The organism is Nocardia sp. NPDC003183 (assembly GCF_053590715.1).
In genome coordinates this window covers 1-20,632 of sequence record NZ_JBSFTG010000018.1, presented here as the reverse complement: position 1 = coordinate 20,632, position 20,632 = coordinate 1, and the positions used below count along the sequence as shown (strand labels likewise).

Here is a 20,632-nt window from a genome sequence, read left to right as displayed (position 1 = left end):
ATGAGCGAGGTGGTCGGGAGTCCGCGGCGCGACAACGCGGGTAGCGAGATCCGGCGCGCGGACGGCCGGGCGGACTTCGCACGCTACGTGGGTTCTCGTTTGCTACAGGCGATCTGGGTGTTGTGGGCGGCATTCACGATCTCCTTCGTGGTGCTGTATCTGCTGCCCGCGGATCCGGTCTCGATGGCGGCCGACAGCGCGGGCACCGGTGCGCCGGTGGACCAGGCGGCGATCGCCGAGTTGCAGGCTCGCTACGGGCTGGACAAGCCGCTGTGGGACCAGTACGTGACCGCACTCGGCAATGCCGTCACCGGTGATCTGGGGCGCTCCATCAACACCGGTCAGCCGGTGACCGAAGCCCTCGGCGACGTTCTACCGGCCACGCTCGGACTGGCTTCTCTCGCACTGCTTTTCGCGATCGTCGGCGGGACGATCCTCGCGTTCGCCGCCACCTACACACGGCGGCCGGGGCTTCGCAATACCTTGAGTGCGCTACCGCCGCTGGGTGTTTCGGTGCCGACGTTCTGGACCGGTCTGCTCCTGTTGCAGCTGTTCTCCTTCCGGCTGCACTGGTTCCCCGCCTTCGGCGGGACCGGGCTGCGCGGGACGCTACTGCCCGCGCTGACGCTGGCGCTACCGATCGGGGCGGTGCTGGCCCAGGTTCTCGCTGCCGGGCTGGAACAGACCTGGCGTCAGCCGTTCACCGATGTGGCGCTGGCCAAGGGCGCGTCGCGCTGGTGGGTGCAGCGTCGTCATATCGCCCGGTTGGCCAGCGTGCCCGCGTTCACCATCGCGGGGGTGCTGGTCGGCACGATGCTGGCCGGGTCGGTGGTGGTGGAGTCGGTGTTCGCCCGCGCGGGCGTCGGCCGGCTCACCCAGACCTCCGTGCTCAACCAGGACATCCCCGTGGTCCAGGGCGTGGTGCTGATCTCGGCGCTGATCTTCGTCGGCGTGAATCTGGCGGTCGACCTGCTCTATCCGCTGCTCGATCCGCGCATCACCGGGACACGTCGCGCTCGTGGCGTGCCGGTCGCGGGCACCCCCGCCGACGCCGTGTCCGTCGCTGGGAAATCCGGCGAATCGGATGGCTCGAACACCGACACCGAACGGAGTGAACGTGGTTGACATCCTCGTGCGCCGACCGGCGCCGACCGCACGGCCCGAATCGGTGGCCGATCACGGCGTCGCGCGCGTGCACCGAGTGGCCCGAACTGCCCGATGGGCCCGCGCACACCTGGGCCTGGTGGTGTCGGGCGTGGTGCTGGCCGTCGCGGTCGGCTGGGCGGTGGCGCCCTCGGTGTTCGCCTCCGGCGATCCGCTGATCGGCGTGCCCGCGGACAAGTTCCAGGCCCCCAGCGCGGCGCACTGGTTCGGCACCGACAATCTCGGACGCGACCTGTACACGCGGATGGTGCACGGTGCGGGGCTCTCGCTCACCGCCACGCTCACCGCGGTCGGGATCGCGTTGGTGGTCGGGTCGGTACTCGGGCTGCTGTCGGGCGCCGCGGGCGGCATCGTCGACACCGCGATCATGCGGGTCGTCGATGTGCTGCTGTCCATCCCGTCGCTGCTGCTCGCGTTGGCCCTGGTCACCGCGCTCGGCTTCGGCACCCGCAATGTGGCTGTCGCCGTGGGCGTCTCGCTGATCGCGAACTTCGCCAGGGTGATGCGCTCGGAGGTGCTGCGGGTGCGGCACGCGCCGTATGTCGAGGCCGCGCACGCGTCCGGCGTGCGCTGGTACGCGGTGCTCGTTCGGCACGTGCTGCCCAATGCGTTCCAGCCGGTGCTGGCCTTGGCCGCAGTCGAGTTCGGCATGGCCGTGCTGGCCGTGTCCTCGCTGAGCTTCCTCGGCTACGGCACCAAACCGCCCACCCCCGAATGGGGTTCGCTGATCTCGGAGGGCCGCAACTTCCTCGCCTCCGCCTGGTGGCTGACGACGCTGCCGGGCCTGGTCATCATCGCCGTGGTGTTGTCGGCTCAGCGTGTGGGTCGATTCGCGGGAAGGACCGAAACCCGATGAGCGACAAGACGAACGGAACGAACCCGACGCGGAGTTCGGCCACGCCGGACCAGCCGTTGCTACAGGTGGAAGATCTGCACATCGAATATCGGACCGGCGCGGGGTCGGTGTCCGCGCTGCGCGGCGTGTCGATCGAGGTGGCGCGCGGAGAGGTCGTCGCCCTCGTCGGCGAGTCGGGGTCGGGCAAATCGACATTGGCGCACGCGGTGATCGGGCTGCTCGGGGATTCGGCGGGAATCGTGGCGGGCAAGGTCGAGTTCGCCGGTGAGCGGATCGACCCGGACGACGAGAAGGCCCTGCGGCGGCTGCGCGGGGCACGGGTGGGATTCGTGCCGCAGGATCCGGGTCTGTCGCTCAATCCGGTGTTGCGGGTGGGCGATCAGGTGGCCGAGGCGCTGCTGGTGCATCGGCTGGCCGACCGGCGCGGGGCGGCGCTCCAGGCCCTCGACCTGCTGGAAGAGGTCGGGCTGGATCGCCCGCAGTTGCGGGCGCGGCAGTATCCGCACGAGCTGTCCGGCGGGCAGCGTCAACGCGTGCTGATCGCGATCGCGCTGGCGTGCGGGCCGGAACTGATCATCGCGGACGAGCCGACGAGCGCCCTCGACGCGACGGTGGCGCGGCAGGTGCTGGATCGGCTGGCCGAGCGGATCGCGGCCCGCGGGACGGCCGTCCTGCTGATCACCCACGACCTGGCCGTTGCCGCGGAACGGGCCGATCGACTGGTGGTGCTCGAGCAGGGCAAGGTCGTCGAATCCGGCACTACCGCACAGGTTCTGCACCACCCGGCACAGCCGTACACGCAGCGCCTGCTCGCCGCGTCCCCCGCGCTGTCGCCCACCGAATTCCGGCCCCTGCGACCCCGAGCGGAAAAACCGTTGCTGTCGGTTCACGCCCTGCACAAGCGCTTCCACGCGGGAGCGGGCTCCATCACCGCCGTCGACGATGTGCAGTTCAGTCTCGATCGCGGGGAAACGCTCGCGCTGGTCGGCGAATCCGGTTCGGGCAAGTCGACGACGGCGCGCATCGCTCTGCGACTCACCGACGCCGACAGCGGGACGGTCACCTTCGACGGCCACGACCTCACCAGCGCCCGCCGAAACCGCCTGCGCACGCTGCGCCGACGGTTCCAGGTGGTGTACCAGAACCCGTACTCCTCGCTGGATCCGCGCTGGGAGGTCGCCGACATCATCGCCGAACCCCTGCGCGCCTATGGGATCGGCGACCGGACGAAACGAGTCGCCGAGCTGCTCGAACAGGTCGCGCTACCGGCGGATTTCACGAAACGCAGGCCCGCGGAACTGTCGGGCGGGCAACGACAGCGCGTGGCGATCGCCCGCGCGCTGGCCCTGCACCCCGACCTGCTGGTGCTCGACGAACCGGTCTCCGCGCTCGACGCCTCGGTGCAGGCGCAGATCCTCGACCTGCTCGACACCCTCCAGCGCGAACTCGCCCTCGGCTACCTGTTCATCTCCCACGACCTGGCCGTGGTGCGCCGGATCAGCGACCGGGTCGCGGTGATGCGCCACGGTCGCGTCGTCGAAACCGGGCCCACCGCAACCCTGTTCACCGATCCGCGACACCCGTACACGAGGGAGCTGCTCGCGGCGATTCCCGCGCCGGGCACCCGGATCGATCCCCTCGACGGAAAGGACCTCACCCGATGAGCCAGCCCAGACTGTTCCTCGGCATCGAAACGGTAGGCACCGGAACGCATCCCGCGTCCTGGCGGCCCACCGATTCCGGCGCCGAAGACCTGTTCACCGCCGGCTACTGGACCGCCGTGATCTCCTCGGCCGAGCAGCTCGGGTTCGACGCCGTCTTCCTGCCCGACGCGTTCGGCATCCAGTCCGGTGGCGCGGCCGTGACCCGCGGCAGGCTCGACGCCGTCGCGATCGCCGCCCGCACCGCCCCGCTGACCAGCCGAATCGGCTTGATCCCGCAGGTACCGGTCACCCACACCGAACCGTTCCACGCGTCCAAGGCCGTGACCGCGCTCGACTTCGCGAGCCTGGGCCGCGCGGGGTGGGAGGTGACCGTGTCCACCACCGAGGTCGAGGCGAAGGCCTTCGGGCGCAAGCAGGTGCAAGATCCGAAGTTGCTGTGGCACGAGGCCGACGAGGCGATCGAGGTGGTGACCCGGTTGTGGGACAGCTGGGAGGACTGCGCCGAGATCCGCGACGTACCCACCGGCCGGTTCATCGACCGTGACCGCCTGCACTACATCGACTTCGCCGGCGACAACTTCTCGGTCAAGGGCCCGTCGATCACCCCGCGCTCGCCGCAGGGCCAACCCGTCATCACGGTCCGCGCCGACACCCCCGAGTCGACCGAGGTCGCCGTCCGCCGAGCCGACATCATCCGCGTCAGCGCCCCCGATCTCGCGACCGCCGCGGCGCATCGCGCGGCCTTGCGCGCGGCGATCGCCGCGCAGGGCCGCGATCCCGGCACCGTGCAGATCCTGCTGGATCTGCCTGTGCACCTGGCAGATTCGGCAGACACCGCACTCGCCGAGGTGCGCGAGCTCGATCGCTGGGCGGCGGACCACCCGCCGCTCGGATTCCACCACGTCGGTACCGCCGCCGCGCTCGACGATCTCCTCACGGAGATCACCCGCGCCGACGCCGTCGACGGCGTGGTCCTGCGACCGCTGGCCCTGCACGCCTCGCTGGCCGAGCTCACCACCCATCGATCCACGCTCGCGCCGACCACCACCACCGCGACCCTGCGTGAGCGCCTCGGTCTCCCCCGTCCACTCAGCCGATACGCCACGACAGGAGCAGCGCGGTGACCTCGAAACCACGCAAGCAAGTCCACCTCGCCGCGCACTTCCCCGGCGTCAACAACACCACCGTCTGGGCCGATCCGGCCTCGAAATCGCAGGTCGATTTCGTGTCCTTCGAGCATCTGGCGCGCACCGCCGAACGCGGCCTGTTCGACTTCTTCTTCCTGGCCGAGGGATTGCGGCTGCGCGAGCATCGCGGGCAGATCCACGACCTGGATGTGGTCGGCAGGCCGGATACCTTCACCGTGCTCAACGCGGTGGCGGCGGTGACCGAGCGGCTCGGGCTGGCGGGCACCATCAACAGCACCTACAACGAACCCTTCGAGGTCGCCAAGCAGTTCGCCTCGCTCGATCACCTCTCCGGCGGCCGGGCCGCGTGGAATGTGGTCACCTCCTCGGACGCGTTCACCGGCGAGAACTTCCGGCGCGGTGGTTACCTCGAACACGGTGAGCGGTATCGGCGGGCCGAACAGGTGGTCGCCGCGACCAGGGCACTGTGGGACAGCTGGCCCACCGACTCGCTGGTGATCGATCGCGAGCGGGGGATCTTCGCCCGCGACATTCCCGACACCGCGTTCCGCAGTTCACAGTTCGACTTCGCGGCACCGTTCGTCGTCCCGCCGAGCCCGCAGGGGCATCCGGTGCTGTTGCAGGCGGGCGATTCCGACGAGGGCCGCGAGTTCGGCGCGAAGACCGCCGACGCGATCTTCACCGGGCACGGCACCCTGGAGGCGGGCCAGAAGTTCTACGCCGACGTCAAGGGCCGACTGGCGAAATACGGTCGCGCACACGGCGATCTGCTGGTGCTGCCCGCGGCCACGTTCGTCCTCGGCGACACCACCGACGAGGCACACGAACGGGCCCGCGACATCCGCTACCAGCAGGTGAGCCCGCAGACCGCGATCGCCTTCCTCGAACAGGTCTGGGGCCGTGACCTTTCCGGATACGACCCCGACGGCCCGCTGCCCGATGTCGAGCCCGACGCCGCCGCGGAGATCACCCGCGGCCGGGTCCGGCACACGAAAGATCCACTGGCCGTGGCGAAGGCGTGGCGTGAACAGGCCGAGGCGGGCGACCTCAGCATCCGCGAACTCATCATCGAGGTCACCGCCCGCCAGCAGTTCATCGGCACACCCGCCCAGGTCGCCGAGCAGATCGACCAGTACGTGCAGTCCGACGCGTCCGACGGTTTCATCCTCGTCCCGCACCTGACACCCGGCGGGCTCGACGAATTCGTCGACACCGTGGTCCCCGAACTGCAGGAACGCGGCAGCTTCCGCACTGAATACACCGGCACTACCTTGCGCGACCATCTCGGTCTGCGTCACCCCCACCACCACACCGTCGCCGAAGGAGCACGCGCGTCATGACGATCACCGTCGAGAACCCGACCCCCACCACGACATTCGCCGACGACTGGGCGCGCTGGCATCACGCCCGCGAAGACGGCCTGCGCGATCCCCTCGGCTGGCTCAGCCTGGCGGGGTTGCACTGGCTCACCGACAGCCCGGCCCGCCTGGACGGCGTCCCCGGCACCTGGTGGGTCACCGACGACAAGGTGTTCATCACCGCGCAGCCCGCCGACCGGCTCGATGTCGACGGCGAGCGGATCGGCGGCGTGCAGATCGTGACGCCCGTGGAGGGCGCCCCGGGGGTGAGCGTGCTCAACGAGGAGAGGGTCCTCGAGGTGATCCGGCGCTCCGGACAGTACGCGGTGCGGGTGCACGATCCGGCCACGCCGACACTGACCGCGTTCACCGGGGTCGCGGCCTACCCGGCCGACCCGCGCTGGGTGGTGACCGGGCGTTTCACCGCGTTCGGCCAAGCACGCACCGTCACCACCGGCGCCGTGGTCGACGGGCTCGAGCACCACCACAGCGCCGCGGGAATCATCGAGTTCCGCATCGGCGACAGCCACGAGGCGCTGCTCGCCTTCGGCACCCCCGACGACCTGAAGGTGCTGTTCACCGACGCCACCAGCGGCGTCACCACCTACCCGGCCGCCCGCTCGCTCGCCCTCGGCGCGGTCGAGGCCGACGGCACCGTCACCCTCGACTTCAACCGGGCGGTGAACCTGCCGTGCGCGTTCACCGACTTCGCCACCTGCCCTGTCGCCCCCCGTGAGAACCGGCTGCGCGTGGCGATCGAAGCGGGAGAACAGGATCCGAAGCTATGAGTGTGCCGCTGTCGATTCTCGATCTGTCACCGATCAGCGAAGGGTCCAGTGCCGCACAGGCACTGCGCAATACCGTCGACCTCGCCCGGCAGGCCGAGCAGTGGGGGTATCGCCGATACTGGCTGGCCGAACACCATTTCGTGTCGGTGGCGAGTTCGTCGTCGCTGACGCTGCTCGGGTTGGTCGCCGCGGCGACCTCGCGTATCCGGGTGGGGACCGGCGCGGTGCAGGTGGGCCATCACACCTCCGCCTCGATCGTGGAGGCCTTCGGCACTGTCGACGCGCTGTACCCGGGACGACTCGATCTGGGTCTGGGCCGGTCGGGGCATCGGCGCAGCCAGTTCGGCGCCGCGGCCACGACCACCAAGGGCGGGCACCCGATAGTGGACACGGTCACCGGCCGGACCGAGGTGCGTGACGGTGTGGTGGTGCCGCCACCGTTCGATCCACGCCGGGTCACCGACCGCACGAAGTTCCTGGCCTCGGCCGAGGCGCTGCAGCAGCCCGGCGCGGAGTCGTTGGACTTCGCCGACCAGGTGGCCGAGGTGCAGGCGCTCCTCGACGGCCGCTACTTCACCCCGGGCGGTGTCGAGTTGCACGCCGTTCCCGGCGAGGGCATCGACACCGAGCTGTGGCTGTTCGGCAGTTCGGCGGGCGAAAGCGCCGAGCTGGCGGGCAAGTCGGGATTGCCGTTCGCGGCCGCCTACCACGTCGCACCGGGGTCCGCGCTGGACGCGGTCGAGGCGTATCGGGCGGCGTTCCGGCCGTCGGCGCAGCTGGCCGAACCGCACGTGATCGTCTCGGCGGACGTGGTCACCGCGGCCGACGACGACACCGCCCGCCACCTCGCGAGCACGTACGGACATTGGGTGCACAGCATCCGCAGCGGCGGCGCGGCCGAATACCCCGATCCCGCAACAGCGTCCCCGCTCACCCCGGATCAACTCCGCCTCGTCGACGACCGCCTGGCTTCGCAGATCGTCGGCTCGCCCACCACCGTGGTCGAGCGGCTCGAGGCCCTCCAAAGGGTTACCGGCGCAGACGAATTGCTCATCACCACCATCACCCACGACCACGCCGACCGGCTCGAATCACACCGCCTGCTGGCCGACGCGTGGGGATTGCGAGCCGCCCGCGCGGCTTGACCGGCCTACCTCCCTCGGGCGCCCCGCAACGTCGACTCGACTACGGGGCGCCCTTCGGCTGTCCGGGGTCCATCGCCGTGCGCAACCGCTCGAGCAACCGCTCGAACTGCGCGAGCTGGGCAGGCTCGTATTCGGCGAGGATCGCGTCCTGCTCGGCGTTGATCGGGTGGAAGAACTCGTCGGCCAGCTGTCGAGCGTTCGCGCTGCACCGCAACGTCACGACCCGGCGATCGGTGTGCTCGCGGCTGCGGGTGATGTATCCCGCCTGCTCCAGCCGGTTGAGCAGGGTGGTCATCGCCCCCGAGGTCAGGGTGATCCGTTTGCTCAGCAGCGCGGGAGACAGCGGTTCTTCGGCGTGTTCGGCGGCCGCGATCTCCATCAGCGCGAAGGCGTCGGTGGAGTGCACGCCGAGCGTTTCCGCGAATCGGCGGCCCAGTTCGGTGAAGCTCGCGCCGTAGTCGATGAGCCCCGCGGCGAGCCGCTGCCGCCGCATCGCGACATCGCCGGATGTCTGCTCCACCATCTCGTCCTCTCGTCGATCACCGATTGACAACTTACCGGCCCACCATTTACCTTCATAGTAAAGTAACTTTATGACGGAGGTATAGTGCGGACAGAAACCGAGACTCCACCGCTGCGCTTGTGGCTGGGGCTGATCGCCGTCTCACTCGGCGTCGCGTTGATCGTGGTCGACCTGACGATCGTGAACGTGATCCTCGCGCCGATCGTCGAGGACTTGGCGATCACCTCGATTCAGGCGCAATGGATCCAGGAGTCGTACGCGATCGTTTTCGCCGCGCTCCTCCTGGTCGCCGGTCGACTCAGCGATCTCTACGGCGCACGCAGGCTGTTCCTGATCGGGTTGGTCGTCTTCGGCGCCACCAGCCTGCTCGCCGCGCTCGCACCGAGTGGCGGCCTGCTCATCGCGGCCCGCTTCCTGCAGGGCATCGGCGGGGCGATGATCCTGCCGACCTCGCTGGCCCTGGTGAACGCGGCATTCACCGGAAAGGCTCGCGGACAGGCCTTCGCGATCTGGGGATCCACGATCGGCGCGGCCGCGGCGCTCGGCCCGCTGCTCGGCGGCTGGCTCGCCGGCTTCTCCTGGCGGTGGGCTTTCGGCATCAACATCCCCGCGGTCGCGCTGATCATGGTGGCCGTGCTGGCCTACCTCCCCGCCGCACCGAAGAACGCCGGTCGCGTCGATTGGCTCGGGGCGGCCCAGTCCGCACTCGGCCTCGGCCTGCTCGCCTTCGCCATGATCGAGGGTCGGCATTATGGCTGGCTGTTCGTGACCGAGCCGCTGAGCATCGACGGGTTCGCTTGGCGCAGCGGGCCTTCACCGGTTCTCGTCGCGTTCACAGGCGCCACACTCGCCCTCGGGCTCTTCTGGCGCAGGCAGGCGCGACTCGGACGCACCGACGGGGAACCGCTGGTCGACGTGCGGCTGTTCTCGATCGATTCGTTCCGCAGGGGCAATGTGGTGACACTGATCGTCGGCGTCGGCGAGTTCGGCATCATCGCGGTCCTGCCGCTGTGGATGCAATTCGCCCTCGATTACACCGCGCTGCAAGCCGGACTCGCCCTCATGCCGCTCGCGATCGGCAGTTTCGTCGCCAGCGGCGCGAGTTTCTCGTTGACGGCCTCGGTCTCGGCCTTGGGCCAGGTCAGGATCGGCTTGCTGCTGGAAGCGGCCGGACTGGCGCTGCTCGGATTGTTCGCCGCGGCGGACAGCAGCTGGTGGTCGATCGCGCTCGCACTGTTCGTCTACGGCATCGGCGTCGGCTTCGCGACCGCCCAGGTCACCAATATCGTGCTCGCCGACGTGCCGAGCGAGAGCGCGGGACAGGGCTCGGGAATACAAAGCGCGGCACGCGAACTCGGCTCAGCACTGGGCATCGCCGTCCTCACCACCATCTACTTCAGCACCGTCGGCACCGGCCTGCGCGACCGCCTGACCGACGCGGGCCTGCCCGAACCCGAAGTGCGGCAACTGGAGTCGACCGTCACCGACAGCGCCGGTTCGGTGATCGGAGCGTTCGCCGAAAACCCGAACACGCTGCCCATCGCGGAAGCGGCGCGCGCGGCCATGGCCGCGGGCATCGAGGTGGCGAGCTACCTGTGCGCCGGCCTGCTCGTGCTCGCCTTGGCCACTACGGCATTCGTCGAACCCGAACGACACGAGTAGCACCGGTCCACCGGGGGCTCGGACTCGTTCCGCGGCCCCCACGCTGCCCGGTCGTCAAGCCCGCATCAATCACATTCCCTCTTTCTATACGTAGGCGTATATCAGCGGTACTCTCGACATATACGCTGCCGTACACATGGAGGTCCCCGCTATGCGACTACCCGAATCGGCCCACACCGACCAGCCCTGGCGCATCCACGAGATCGCCCCCGACTTCGACGTCGAGGACATCTGGCAGTTCCGCACCCCCGGCGCGGGCCCCGACGACTTCCCCGCCCTACTCGCCGCCCTCCAGGCCGAACGCGCCTCCGAGTCCACCGGCATCAGCGGCCTGCTGTTCAAGATCCGCTGGAAGCTGGGCGAACTGTTCGGCTGGGACCGCGAAGAGGCAGGCACCGGCACCCGCGTCCCGTCTCTGCGCGAGCGTCTGCCCGCCGACCTGCGCGACACCGACATCCCCGCCGAAGACGGCCCACTCACCGCCCTCTACGTCCTCGACAACGAATACGCCGCCGAAATCGCCAACGGCACGATGCACGGCATCATGCACCTGGGCTGGGTCCCCGACACCACCGGCTACCACCTACAAATGGCGGTCCTGGTGAAGCCCAACGGTCGATTCGGCCGCCTCTACATGGCCCTGATCAAGCCCTTCCGCTACAGCATCGTCTACCCGGCGATGACCCGCAGCTGGGAACGCACCTGGAACGACCTCGCCGTGACGCGGTAAGCGCTGTTCCTACGCGCTGAGCGGGGCGGCGGATACTCCGTAGCCGAGGTTGGTGAGGACTTCGCTGGTGGCCTTGGCGAAGTTCAAGGTGATGAAGTGGAGGCAGGGGGCGCCTTCTTCGGTGAGGCGCTGGGCCATTTCGGTGGCGATCTGGATGCCTTCGGCGCGGACGGCGGCACGGTCTTCCTCCGGGCCGGTACCTGCCGCCCGGGTGAGGCGGGCTACCACGTCGGCGGGGACGGGGCGGCCGCTGAGTTCTTCGGCGCGGGCGACCGTGCGCAGGGAGGTGATGGGCATCAGCTCGGGGATGATCGGCTTGGCGCCCTCGATGGGGTCCATGGCGATCACGCGATCACGCAGACGCAGATAGTGCTCGACGTCGAAGAACATCTGGGTGATCGAATACTCCGCTCCCGCACGGAGTTTTGCCGCCAGGTGGTGGGTGTCGTGGTCGAGGTCGGGCGAGCGGTGGTGGCCCTGGGGGAACGAGGCGACGCCGACGTGGAAGTCGCCGAGATCGCGCACGATGCGGACCAGTTCCTCCGCGTATTCGACACCGCCGGGGTGCTTGGCCCATTCACCTAGCGGGTCACCGGGCGGGTCACCACGCAGAACCAGGACATTGCAGATGCCGGAGTCGGCGTAGGACCCGATCAGGGAGCGCAGTTCGGCGATGCTGTGCCCGACCGCGGTGAGGTGGGCGACCGGGAGCAGGGTGGTTTCCTGCGCGAGCGCACCGGTGATGCGCACGGTGCGGTCGCGGGTGGAACCGCCCGCGCCGTAGGTCATCGACACGAAGGCGGGATGCATGCGTTCGAACTCGCGGACCGCGCGCCACAACCGAGCCTCGCCCGCTTCGTCTCGCGGAGGGTTGAACTCCACGGAGAACGGCACGCCGTTGCCCGAATGGGTGCGCAGACTCTGCACCACCGAGGGGGTGTTCGAGACGATCGACGGCCGCTGGGCGGGTCGATCTGGGGTCGAACTTCCCCGTCCATTGTCGAAATCCACCGGCTCAGTCTAGTGGGAGGCGATGGCGCCCCGGCACCGACTGGGAAACCGGGCGCCGAACACCCAGCAACGCGTCAAGGCCGATGAACGTGCCCGCGGACGGTAGCACCGCGGAAACCCGGATGTGGGCTGCGTCGCAGCGGCCCTGTGCGCCGAGAGCGCGCCCGGTCCGCCCGCGTATCGTTCGGGACAACGCTGGTGACCGCACCACCGAGTGCCCAACCGGTCCCGCTGTTCGCCCACTTCGCCCCTGGAGGCCGCCCTGTCCGCCGGAATCGGTACCCCGCTATCCCGGTCCGCCGCCGACGCTCTGACCTCGGTCGACCTCGTCGCGCTGACCCCGGGCACGCCGGCCTTCGTCGCCGCTGTCGAACAGGTGCTGACCAGCTTCTTCGCCACCCGGCGTGAGATCGTCGAGCCGCTGGGGCCCGTCTTCCTCGACGCCGTCGAGGCGCTCGGACAGTTCGTGGTTCGGGGCGGCAAGCGGACGCGACCGGGATTCGCGTGGACCGGCTGGCTGGGCGCCGGTGGCGATCCCGCCGGGCCGGATGCCGCCGCGGTACTCACCGCCTGTTCGGCACTGGAATTGGTGCAGGCGTGCGCGCTCGTGCACGACGACATCATCGACTCCTCGCGCACTCGGCGCGGGTTCCCGACCGTGCACATCGAGTTCGAGGATCGGCACGCGGCGGCGGGCTGGCCCGGCGACGGCGCCGCCTACGGCTCGGCGGTCGCGATTCTGATCGGCGATCTCGCGCTGGCCTGGGCGGACGATCTGGTGCACGAGGCCGGTTTGAGCCCACGGGCGCTGGCCCGGTTCGCACCGGTGTGGGCGCGGATGCGGACCGAGGTGCTCGGTGGGCAACTCCTCGACATCAACGGCGAGGCGGGCGGCGACGAGTCGGTCGAGGCCGCATTGCGGATCAACCGGTACAAAACCGCCGCGTACACGATCGAACGGCCGTTGCATCTGGGCGCGGCGCTGGCGGGTGCCGACGAGGCGCTGGTGGACGCGCTGCGGATCTACGGAACCGACGTGGGGATCGCGTTCCAGCTGCGTGACGACCTGCTCGGCGTGTTCGGCGACCCGGCGGTGACCGGAAAGCCGTCGGGCGACGACCTGCGGGAGGGCAAGCGGACCGTGTTGATCGCGGAGGCGCTGCGCCGGGCCGATCCGGCCGCCGCCGCCCTGATCCGGACCGGCCTCGGCACGGACCTCGACGACGCCGCCGTCGACCGGCTGCGCACAGTGCTCACCGACCTGGGTGCGGTCGACGAGGTGGAGCGCCGGATCACCGAGCTCACCGACACCGGGCTCGCCGCGATCGCGACCAGTTCCGCGACGCCGGAGGCCAAGCAGTTGCTCCACGCCATGGCACTGGCTGCCACTCGCCGCGCGGCCTGATAGGAAAAGTGTTGTGGGACAAGCGAATCATGTCGTCGTAGTCGGGGCCGGGCTGGCAGGTCTGGCGGCCGCGCTGCACCTGCGGGGCGCGGGTCGCGAGGTGACGGTGCTGGAACGGGCCGATCATCCGGGCGGCCGGGTGGGCCGATACCGGTTCGACGACTACGAGATCGACAGCGGCGCAACGGTACTCACCTTGCCGGAAGTGATCGACGACGCGCTTGCCGCCGTCGGGCACACCAGGCAGAGCGTCGGCCTGCGCATCCACCGCCTCGCTCCCGCCTATCACGCACGCTTCGCCGACGGCAGCGACATCCGCGTCTTCGACGACGCCGACCAGATGGCCGCCGAGGTCGAAAGTGCTTGCGGGCCCGCTGAAGCGCGCAACTACCGCCGACTGCGCGACTGGCTCGGCCGCGTCTACGACGCCGAGTTCGACGAGTTCATGAACGCCGATTTCGATTCGCCGCTCGACATGGTGCGCACACCGCGCTCCAGGGCCGCGCTCACCGCACTCGCCAAGCTCGGCGGCTTCGGAAAACTCGGGCCGCGCGTACGGTCCTTTCTGGGCGACGAACGGCTGACCAGGCTGTTCACCTTCCAGGCGCTGTACGCGGGCATGTCGCCGGATGACGCGCTCGCCGTCTACGGCGCGATCCCGAACATGGACACCTGCCTGGGTGTCTACTTCCCCGAAGGCGGAATGCGCGCGATCACGGCGGCGCTCGCCGAGGCGTTCACGGCCGCGGGTGGTCAGCTCGTACTGAATGCCGAGGTCGACGGCATCGACTATCGCCCCGGACGGACACCGAACGGACAGGGACAGAAGGGCGCGGCCCGTGGGCGACGTGCCGAAGCGGTGCGCACCGCCGACGGGCGCGCCTACCCCTGCGACGCGGTGGTCCTCACCGCCGACATCGCGTCACTGCCGACATTCGGCCTGCGCCACCGTCGCGGCCTGCGCGCCTCACCGTCGGCCGTCGTCGCCCACGGCACCATCGCGGCCGAGATCGCCGCGCGCTGGCCCGTGCAGGCCCATCACACCATCGAGTTCGGCGCCGCCTGGGCACAGACCTTCGCCGAGATCGCCGCGCGCAAGGGTCGCGGCCGGCTCATGAGCGATCCGTCGCTGCTGCTCACCCGGCCCGCGCTCACCGACGCCGACCAGTTCGTCGACCGGGCCACCGGGCGCTTCGAACCGCTGTCGGTGCTCGCGCCGTGCCCCAACCTGACCGCCGCCCCGCTCGACTGGGACCGGCTCGCCCCCGCCTACCTGCGCGAGCTGCTCGCGGAACTGGAGCGGCGCGGCTACACCGGCATCGCCGAACATTTCCGCGTCGACCACCTCGACACGCCCGCCACCTGGGCCGCCCAGGGCATGATCGCGGGCACACCGTTCTCCCTCGCCCACGTATTCCGGCAAACCGGGCCCTTCCGGCCACGCAATCTGCCAAGGGGCGTGGACAACGTCGTTCTCGCAGGTTGCGGCACCACTCCGGGGGTGGGTGTGCCCACCACACTGCTGTCCGGCAAGCTGGCGGCGGCACGAATCACCGGCAGCCGGGCACACGCCGGTACCGACCACCGGGTTAGTGTTCCAACTTGAAGCCGTAAACTGACGGCCGACTTATCAGCTCGCGGTTGCGACCGCCGACCATCCGGGGGGACCGACCGAACATGCCGCCCTCCGAGACGACCGTAGGCACCATGGACAACACGCGCACCCTCGAGCGCCAGCGTCACCTACCCGCCGGGAGCGACCCGGGCGTCCGGACCTGGCTGCGCACCGCAGGCGAGTTCGCCAGGAGCCCCGAGGGCCACGCTGCTCTGATGGGTTTCTTCGGCGCCATGATGATCACCTTCGGTGGCTTCGGCGCGGGGGCTGTTCGCAAGCGCGATCCGCTACTCGAAGCGCTGCACCTGTCGTGGCTGCGATTCGGCCACGGATACGTGCTGTCGACGATCGTGATCTGGATCGGCGTGCTGCTGATGATCACGGCGTGGGTCCGGCTGGGTCGCACCACCATCGGCAAGGGCGAATCGACGGTCACGCTCAACGAGTTGCGGGCGATCGTCGGAATCTGGATCACGCCCCTGCTGTTCGCGGCGCCGATGTTCAGCCGTGACTCCTACTCCTACCTCGCCCAGGGTGCCCTGTTGCGTGACGGTTTCGACCCCTATCAGGTGGGTCCCGTCGCCAATCCCGGCGTGCTGCTGGACAACGTGAGCCCGGTCTGGACCACCACCACCGCACCGTACGGCCCCGTCTTCTTGTTGATGGGCCGTGCGATCACCTCGCTCACCGGCGAGAACGTCATCGCCGGGACCATCGCGCTGCGCGTCGTCATGCTGCCCGGACTGGCGCTGATGATGTGGGCGGTGCCGTATCTGACCAAGCATCTGGGCGGAAAGCCGACGGTCGCGCTGTGGCTGGCCGTGCTCAACCCGCTGGTGCTGGTGCACCTGATCGGTGGCGTGCACAACGAGATGCTGATGGTCGGGCTGATGTGCGCGGGCGTCGCGCTCGTGCTCGAACGCCATCATGTGGCCGGCATCGTGGTGGTCGCCATCGGCGTGGCGATCAAGGCGACGGCAGGCGTGGCGCTGCCGTTCCTGGTGTGGATCTGGATTCTGCACGAGAAGGAACGGCGAGCCGCCGAGCGGCGAGCCGCGGTGGATTCCGACGCCGCACTCGCCGAGGAACAGAAACACCCCGACGCTGCCAGACCGTCCGCGGACATGCCGCACCCGCTGTTCGTCTTCGCCAAGATCGCCGGTATCGGCGTCGGCGTGTTCGCGCTGGTGTTCGGCGCGGCGTCGGTGATCGCGGGAGTCGGCTTCGGCTGGGTCACCGCGTTGCAGGGCTCGAACAAGATCATCAATTGGCTGTCGCTGCCGACGATTCTCGCGCACATGGTCACCTGGGTGACCCCGCTCGATTTCAACTCCGTACTGGACGTGACCCGCCTGCTGTGCCAGATCGCCATGGTCGCGCTGCTCGTCGCGACCTGGTGGCGGTTCCGGCACAGTGAGCGCGAGGCCGTGATGGGCATCATCATCGCGTTCGTCGCGATCGTGCTGCTCTCCCCCGCCGCGCTGCCCTGGTACTACTCGTGGCCGCTCGCGCTGGCCGCCGGGTTCGCGATGTCGACCCGCACGTTGATGTGGCTGGTCGGGATCTGCACGTGGCTGATGCTGGTGTTCCAGCCCGACGGGTCGATCGGCCTCTACAACTTCTGGCATGTCGCGCTGGCGACCTTCGCCGCCGTGGTCGCGGCGGTGTCGCTGCGCACCGTCGATCCGCTGCATCTGCGTTCGGCCGGTTCGAAGGCCGTTGCCACGGAATCGGCGCCGCCAGTTCGAGCATGAGCCCTCGCGCGCAGAGGCTTCGACGCGACACCGTGAACGTTTCCGGAGATGCCCGACCGCTGACCAGCGAGCTGGATGCGGCCTACGCGAGTTGCCGGCGGATCGCCGCCGAGCACGGGCGCACCTACTACCTGGCCACCACACTGCTCTCACCGGAACGTCGGCGAGCGGTACACGCGCTGTACGCCTTCGCCCGGATGGTCGACGACATCGTCGATCATGCCGACAACCCCGCGCGCGTCCTCGACCCCCGCGACGGCGCCCGGCACAGCCTGGCCCCGACCCACCTCGTCGCCGGCGGACGCGCCCCTGCGCGGCTCACCACCACCCAGCGGCACGTGCCGAGTGAACCCGCGCAGGTCGTCGACGTCTCCCCCGCCCAGCACCTCGACCTCGTCGAGAAACACCTGCGACTGGCCCTCGAACACGGCGACATCGACAGCACCGACCCGCGCCGCCGCCAGATCATCACCGCGGCCGCGGACACCATCAGCCGCTACGACATCGCGCACACCCACCTCTGGACATTCCTCGACGCCATGCGCATGGACGTCCCCGGTACGGCCGCCCACCGCACCCGCTACGCCACGATGAGCGAGCTCCGCGAGTACATGCGCGGGTCCGCCGCCGCCATCGGCCTGCAGCTACTGCCGGTCCTGGGCACCGTCGTCCCCGTCGCCGAGGCCGAACCGGCCGCCGCTGCCCTCGGCGAGGCCTTCCAGCTCACCAATTTCCTGCGCGATGTCGCCGAAGACCTCGACCGCGACCGCGTCTACCTGCCCACCGGCGAGCTGACGGCGTTCGGCGTAGACGAAGCCCACCTGCGCGACTGCCGTCATCGGGGCCACACCGACGCACCACTGCGGCGTGCGCTGGCCCACCTGATCGCCGTCAACCGCGACATCTACCGGCAAGCCGTCCCCGGCATCGCCCTGCTCGCCCCCCGCGTACGCCCGGCGATCACCACCGCCGCCATCCTCTACGCCGAAATCCTCGACCGCATCGAAGCAGCCGACTATCAGGTCTTCACCACCCGGGCAACGGTCCCCCGCCGTCGCCGGATCCTGGTCGCCGCCAAGGGTTTCACCGGCGGCTAGTTACCGCGGTTCGCTCGCGACGGCCGCTGCCCGCGGCCGCGCACGATCCTGCGGTGTGACGATCAGAAGGGTTCAGCGTGCGCGCGGCGAACTACCTCGCGGGCCAATTGCCCGTGCAGAGCGTCCACCGGGCGCCCGGGCAGGGAAGGGTCGTCGGTGTAGAGCCAGCCGAGGATGTCCTCGTCGGTGTACTTGGCGTCGCGCATGACGGTGATCACGCCGGGAAGCATGCGGACGATCTCGTCCTCGGAATCGAAGAAGCGGGACGGAATGCCCGCGACGCCGCCGCGGCGGATCGCGAGGATCTGGTGGTCACGCAGCAATTGGTGCACCGAGGTGACCGGGACGCCGAGTATATCGGCCGCCTCGGGAAGCGAGACGATGGTTTCGGTGTCGGGCAGCACGTCGTCGCTGCAGGGGAAGGCACTCACTCCCACAACGGTAGTACGTGTCAGCGCGCACGCATCGTCTGGCATGCCCACACCACCCGGTTACCATCGTGGTGGCCGCACACGGCGGCCGGTTGAATGCCGGAGGACATCACTTGATCGGCCAGATGCTGGAAGGGCGCTATCGCATCGATGCGCCGATCGCTCGCGGCGGGATGTCGATGGTCTTCCGCGGGACCGACACCCGGCTCGATCGCCCCGTCGCGATCAAGGTGATGGACCCGAAGTTCGCCGCTGACCCGCAGTTCCTCAGCCGTTTCGAGTTCGAGGCGCGGGCGGTGGCCAAGCTCAAGCATCCGTCGCTGGTCGCCGTGTACGACCAGGGCGTCGATGGCGAATACCCGTTCCTGATCATGGAACTGGTCGAGGGCGGCACGCTGCGCGAGCTGCTGCGCGAACGCGGGCCGATGCCGCCGCACGCCGTGCGCGCCGTGGCCGAGCCGGTGCTGCGCGCGATCGGCACCGCCCACGACGCAGGCCTGGTGCACCGCGACGTGAAGCCGGAGAACGTGCTGATCTCCGACGCGGGCGAGGTGAAGATCGCCGACTTCGGCCTGGTCCGCGCCGTGGCCGCGGCCAACACCACCTCTGCGAGCGTGATCCTCGGCACCGCCGCCTACCTCTCCCCCGAGCAGGTCACCACCGGTACCGCCGATGCCCGCAGCGATGTGTACTCCTTCGGCGTCCTGATCTTCGAACTGCTCACCGGGCGGGTGCCGTTCACCGGCGACAACTCGCTGTCGGTGGCGTATCAGCGGGTCGAGAACGATGTGCCCGCCCCGAGCAACTTCATCGGTGGCGTACCGCCCGAATTCGACGCGTTGGTCGCCAAGGCCACCTCCCGCGACCCCGCGCAGCGCTTCGCCGACGCCAACGAGATGGCGGCGAAACTGCAGACGATCGCGATGGAACTGAATCTGCCGCCCTACCGGGTGCCCGCACCGCGCGATTCGGCCGAACATCTCAGCGAGAGCTATCAGACCGGCGCCGCGCATCATCCCGGCGAGCGCCCGGCGACCCCGCCGCCGATGGCCGCGCACCATTCCCCCGCGCCCGAACCGCACCACACCCGGGTGGTCACCGCACCGCGCCCGCGCCCGGAGGAGTACGCCCCCGCACCGGCGGCGAGCGCGTTCGGCGGTGGCGACGATCATTCGCGCCGAACAGGTTTGGTGTGGGTGGGCATCGTCACCGCGCTGACCCTGCTGGTCGGTATCGGCGGCTGGTGGCTCGGCGTCGGTCGCTACACCGCGGTGCCGCCGATCGCGGGCATGGACTCCCAGCGGGCCGTCGCGGTCCTGCAGGAAGCCGGTTTCGAGACGGAGTTGCGGCAGAAGGCCTCCGACACGGTGCCGGTGGGCGGGGTCGTCGGCTCCGAGCCGTCGGCCGGGTCGCGGGTGACCAAGAGTTCCACGGTCGCGGTGCTGATCTCCAACGGAAAGCCGCGGGTGCCCGATATCAAGCCCGGTGACCAGCTCGCCGCCACCAACCAGGCGATCCGCGATGCCGGTTTGCAGCCGATCGACAGCGGCGAGGCGGCCAGTACCGCGCCGAAGGGTTCGCTGGCCAAGGTGGAGCCGGCGCCCGGCACGATCCTGCCGATGGGCGCGCAGGTGAAGGTGTACCGCAGCAAGGGTTCCCAGCCTGTCAACGTGCCCGACGTCCGGGGCAAGACCGCCGAGGAGGCTGCCGCCGCGCTGACCACCGCGGGCCTGGTCGTTCGCGACACGCGCGTGCAGTTCGACAAGAGCGTCGAAGGCGACAAGGCGATCGCGACCGAGCCCGCCGTCGGCACCACCCTGCAATCGGGCGACACCGTGACGCTGATCGTGTCGAACGCGGTGAAGGTCCCCAATGTGATGGGTCAAAGCGTCGGCAACGCCCGCTCCAAACTGCAACAGCTCGGCCTGCGGGTAGAGGTCAAATCCCTCACCGACTCGGACAGTTCCCTGGTCATCGGCCAGGTTCCCGGCTTCAACTCGAATGTGGAGGCGGGCAGCGTCGTAACGCTCACCGCCCTGCCTTGAAGGGGCAAGGATCCCGAGAAGGACAAAGAAAAACCCGGGCGCGGTCCCCGCTGACCGCCCCGGGCTCGTCGACTTCGCACGGCCCGGCCTAGAGGAGGGTCCGCCGCGCAGCGGCGGTTCGCGGCCGTCCCGTCGATCAGGTGCCGTTGCGTCCCGACGACGAAGGCGCCGAGGACCGGCACCGGGTTGTCGAGGACATCTTCGTTGTGCGCCCATTTCAGCACCGCCTCACGCAC

The 20,632-nt window shown here is 69.4% G+C and carries 17 protein-coding genes; 14 read left to right on the top strand and 3 right to left on the bottom strand.

The annotated features are described in order from the left end of the window. From ACWDXS_RS31470 to ACWDXS_RS31440, 7 genes are read left to right on the top strand one after another with little or no spacing between them, the layout of a single operon-like run. Positions 1-1,125, top strand: coding sequence for an ABC transporter permease (locus tag ACWDXS_RS31470; RefSeq protein ID WP_449971345.1), 1,125 nt, complete (start codon positions 1-3; stop codon positions 1,123-1,125). Continuing rightward, positions 1,085-2,020: an ABC transporter permease gene (locus ACWDXS_RS31465; protein ID WP_449971343.1), complete on the top strand. Its 936-nt coding sequence runs from the start codon at positions 1,085-1,087 to the stop codon at positions 2,018-2,020. Before ACWDXS_RS31470 ends, ACWDXS_RS31465 begins: the two co-directional genes overlap by 41 nt. Then, complete coding sequence (locus ACWDXS_RS31460; RefSeq protein WP_449971340.1) at positions 2,017-3,684, top strand: dipeptide ABC transporter ATP-binding protein; 1,668 nt, start codon at positions 2,017-2,019, stop codon at positions 3,682-3,684. The genes ACWDXS_RS31465 and ACWDXS_RS31460 overlap by 4 nt, the downstream gene beginning before the upstream one ends. Continuing rightward, entirely contained in the window at positions 3,681-4,808 is a 1,128-nt protein-coding gene (locus ACWDXS_RS31455; protein ID WP_449971337.1) for an LLM class flavin-dependent oxidoreductase, read from the top strand. The genes ACWDXS_RS31460 and ACWDXS_RS31455 overlap by 4 nt, the downstream gene beginning before the upstream one ends. Continuing rightward, positions 4,805-6,172 carry an NtaA/DmoA family FMN-dependent monooxygenase gene (locus tag ACWDXS_RS31450; protein WP_378660444.1) on the top strand — a complete coding sequence of 456 codons (1,368 nt, stop codon included), beginning with the start codon at positions 4,805-4,807 and terminating at the stop codon, positions 6,170-6,172. Before ACWDXS_RS31455 ends, ACWDXS_RS31450 begins: the two co-directional genes overlap by 4 nt. Continuing rightward, the gene (locus tag ACWDXS_RS31445; protein ID WP_387447625.1) at positions 6,169-6,978 is read left to right on the top strand and encodes a DUF1684 domain-containing protein; all 810 of its coding nucleotides are present in this window, start codon (positions 6,169-6,171) and stop codon (positions 6,976-6,978) included. The genes ACWDXS_RS31450 and ACWDXS_RS31445 overlap by 4 nt, the downstream gene beginning before the upstream one ends. Next, positions 6,975-8,123, top strand: coding sequence for an LLM class flavin-dependent oxidoreductase (locus tag ACWDXS_RS31440; RefSeq protein ID WP_379315306.1), 1,149 nt, complete (start codon positions 6,975-6,977; stop codon positions 8,121-8,123). Before ACWDXS_RS31445 ends, ACWDXS_RS31440 begins: the two co-directional genes overlap by 4 nt. A gap of 40 nt (positions 8,124-8,163) precedes the next feature. Here ACWDXS_RS31440 and ACWDXS_RS31435 read toward each other — a convergent pair whose 3' ends face one another. Continuing rightward, complete coding sequence (locus ACWDXS_RS31435; RefSeq protein WP_378992558.1) at positions 8,164-8,646, bottom strand: MarR family winged helix-turn-helix transcriptional regulator; 483 nt, start codon at positions 8,644-8,646, stop codon at positions 8,164-8,166. A gap of 84 nt (positions 8,647-8,730) precedes the next feature. On the opposite strand from ACWDXS_RS31435, the gene ACWDXS_RS31430 reads away from it, so the two are divergent. Both ACWDXS_RS31430 and ACWDXS_RS31425 read left to right on the top strand, forming a co-directional pair. Further along, a complete protein-coding gene (locus ACWDXS_RS31430) occupies positions 8,731-10,308 on the top strand; it encodes a DHA2 family efflux MFS transporter permease subunit (protein WP_449971332.1) in 1,578 nt (525 codons plus the stop codon). 151 nt (positions 10,309-10,459) lie between these two features. Beyond that, positions 10,460-11,038: a DUF2867 domain-containing protein gene (locus ACWDXS_RS31425; RefSeq protein WP_449971329.1), complete on the top strand. Its 579-nt coding sequence runs from the start codon at positions 10,460-10,462 to the stop codon at positions 11,036-11,038. A gap of 9 nt (positions 11,039-11,047) precedes the next feature. Here ACWDXS_RS31425 and ACWDXS_RS31420 read toward each other — a convergent pair whose 3' ends face one another. Beyond that, entirely contained in the window at positions 11,048-12,049 is a 1,002-nt protein-coding gene (locus ACWDXS_RS31420; protein WP_378636616.1) for a methylenetetrahydrofolate reductase, read from the bottom strand. A 250-nt stretch (positions 12,050-12,299) separates the two neighbouring features. Between ACWDXS_RS31420 and ACWDXS_RS31415 the strand changes: the two genes are divergently transcribed. The 4 genes from ACWDXS_RS31415 (at position 12,300) to ACWDXS_RS31400 (ending at position 17,920) form a co-directional block, all read left to right on the top strand. Continuing rightward, positions 12,300-13,454 (top strand): polyprenyl synthetase family protein, encoded by a 1,155-nt coding sequence (locus ACWDXS_RS31415; RefSeq protein ID WP_379312817.1) that lies wholly within the window; start codon positions 12,300-12,302, stop codon positions 13,452-13,454. A 13-nt stretch (positions 13,455-13,467) separates the two neighbouring features. Beyond that, positions 13,468-15,060, top strand: a complete 1,593-nt coding sequence (crtI, locus tag ACWDXS_RS31410; protein ID WP_378992554.1) for a phytoene desaturase family protein — start codon at positions 13,468-13,470, stop codon at positions 15,058-15,060. Between the two features lie 101 nt (positions 15,061-15,161). Further along, positions 15,162-16,823: an alpha-(1->6)-mannopyranosyltransferase A gene (locus ACWDXS_RS31405; protein ID WP_378660424.1), complete on the top strand. Its 1,662-nt coding sequence runs from the start codon at positions 15,162-15,164 to the stop codon at positions 16,821-16,823. Positions 16,824-16,855: 32 nt separating this feature from the next. Then, entirely contained in the window at positions 16,856-17,920 is a 1,065-nt protein-coding gene (locus tag ACWDXS_RS31400) for a phytoene/squalene synthase family protein (protein ID WP_449971325.1), read from the top strand. Between the two features lie 62 nt (positions 17,921-17,982). On the opposite strand, the gene ACWDXS_RS31395 is transcribed toward ACWDXS_RS31400, so the two are convergent. Then, on the bottom strand, positions 17,983-18,351 hold the full coding sequence (locus tag ACWDXS_RS31395; protein WP_449971322.1) for an Rv2175c family DNA-binding protein: 369 nt from the start codon (positions 18,349-18,351) through the stop codon (positions 17,983-17,985). A 125-nt stretch (positions 18,352-18,476) separates the two neighbouring features. Here ACWDXS_RS31395 and pknB point away from each other — a divergent pair, with 125 nt between their 5' ends. Then, positions 18,477-20,396 (top strand): Stk1 family PASTA domain-containing Ser/Thr kinase, encoded by a 1,920-nt coding sequence (gene pknB / locus ACWDXS_RS31390; RefSeq protein WP_378992680.1) that lies wholly within the window; start codon positions 18,477-18,479, stop codon positions 20,394-20,396. Positions 20,397-20,632 lie beyond the last annotated feature (236 nt).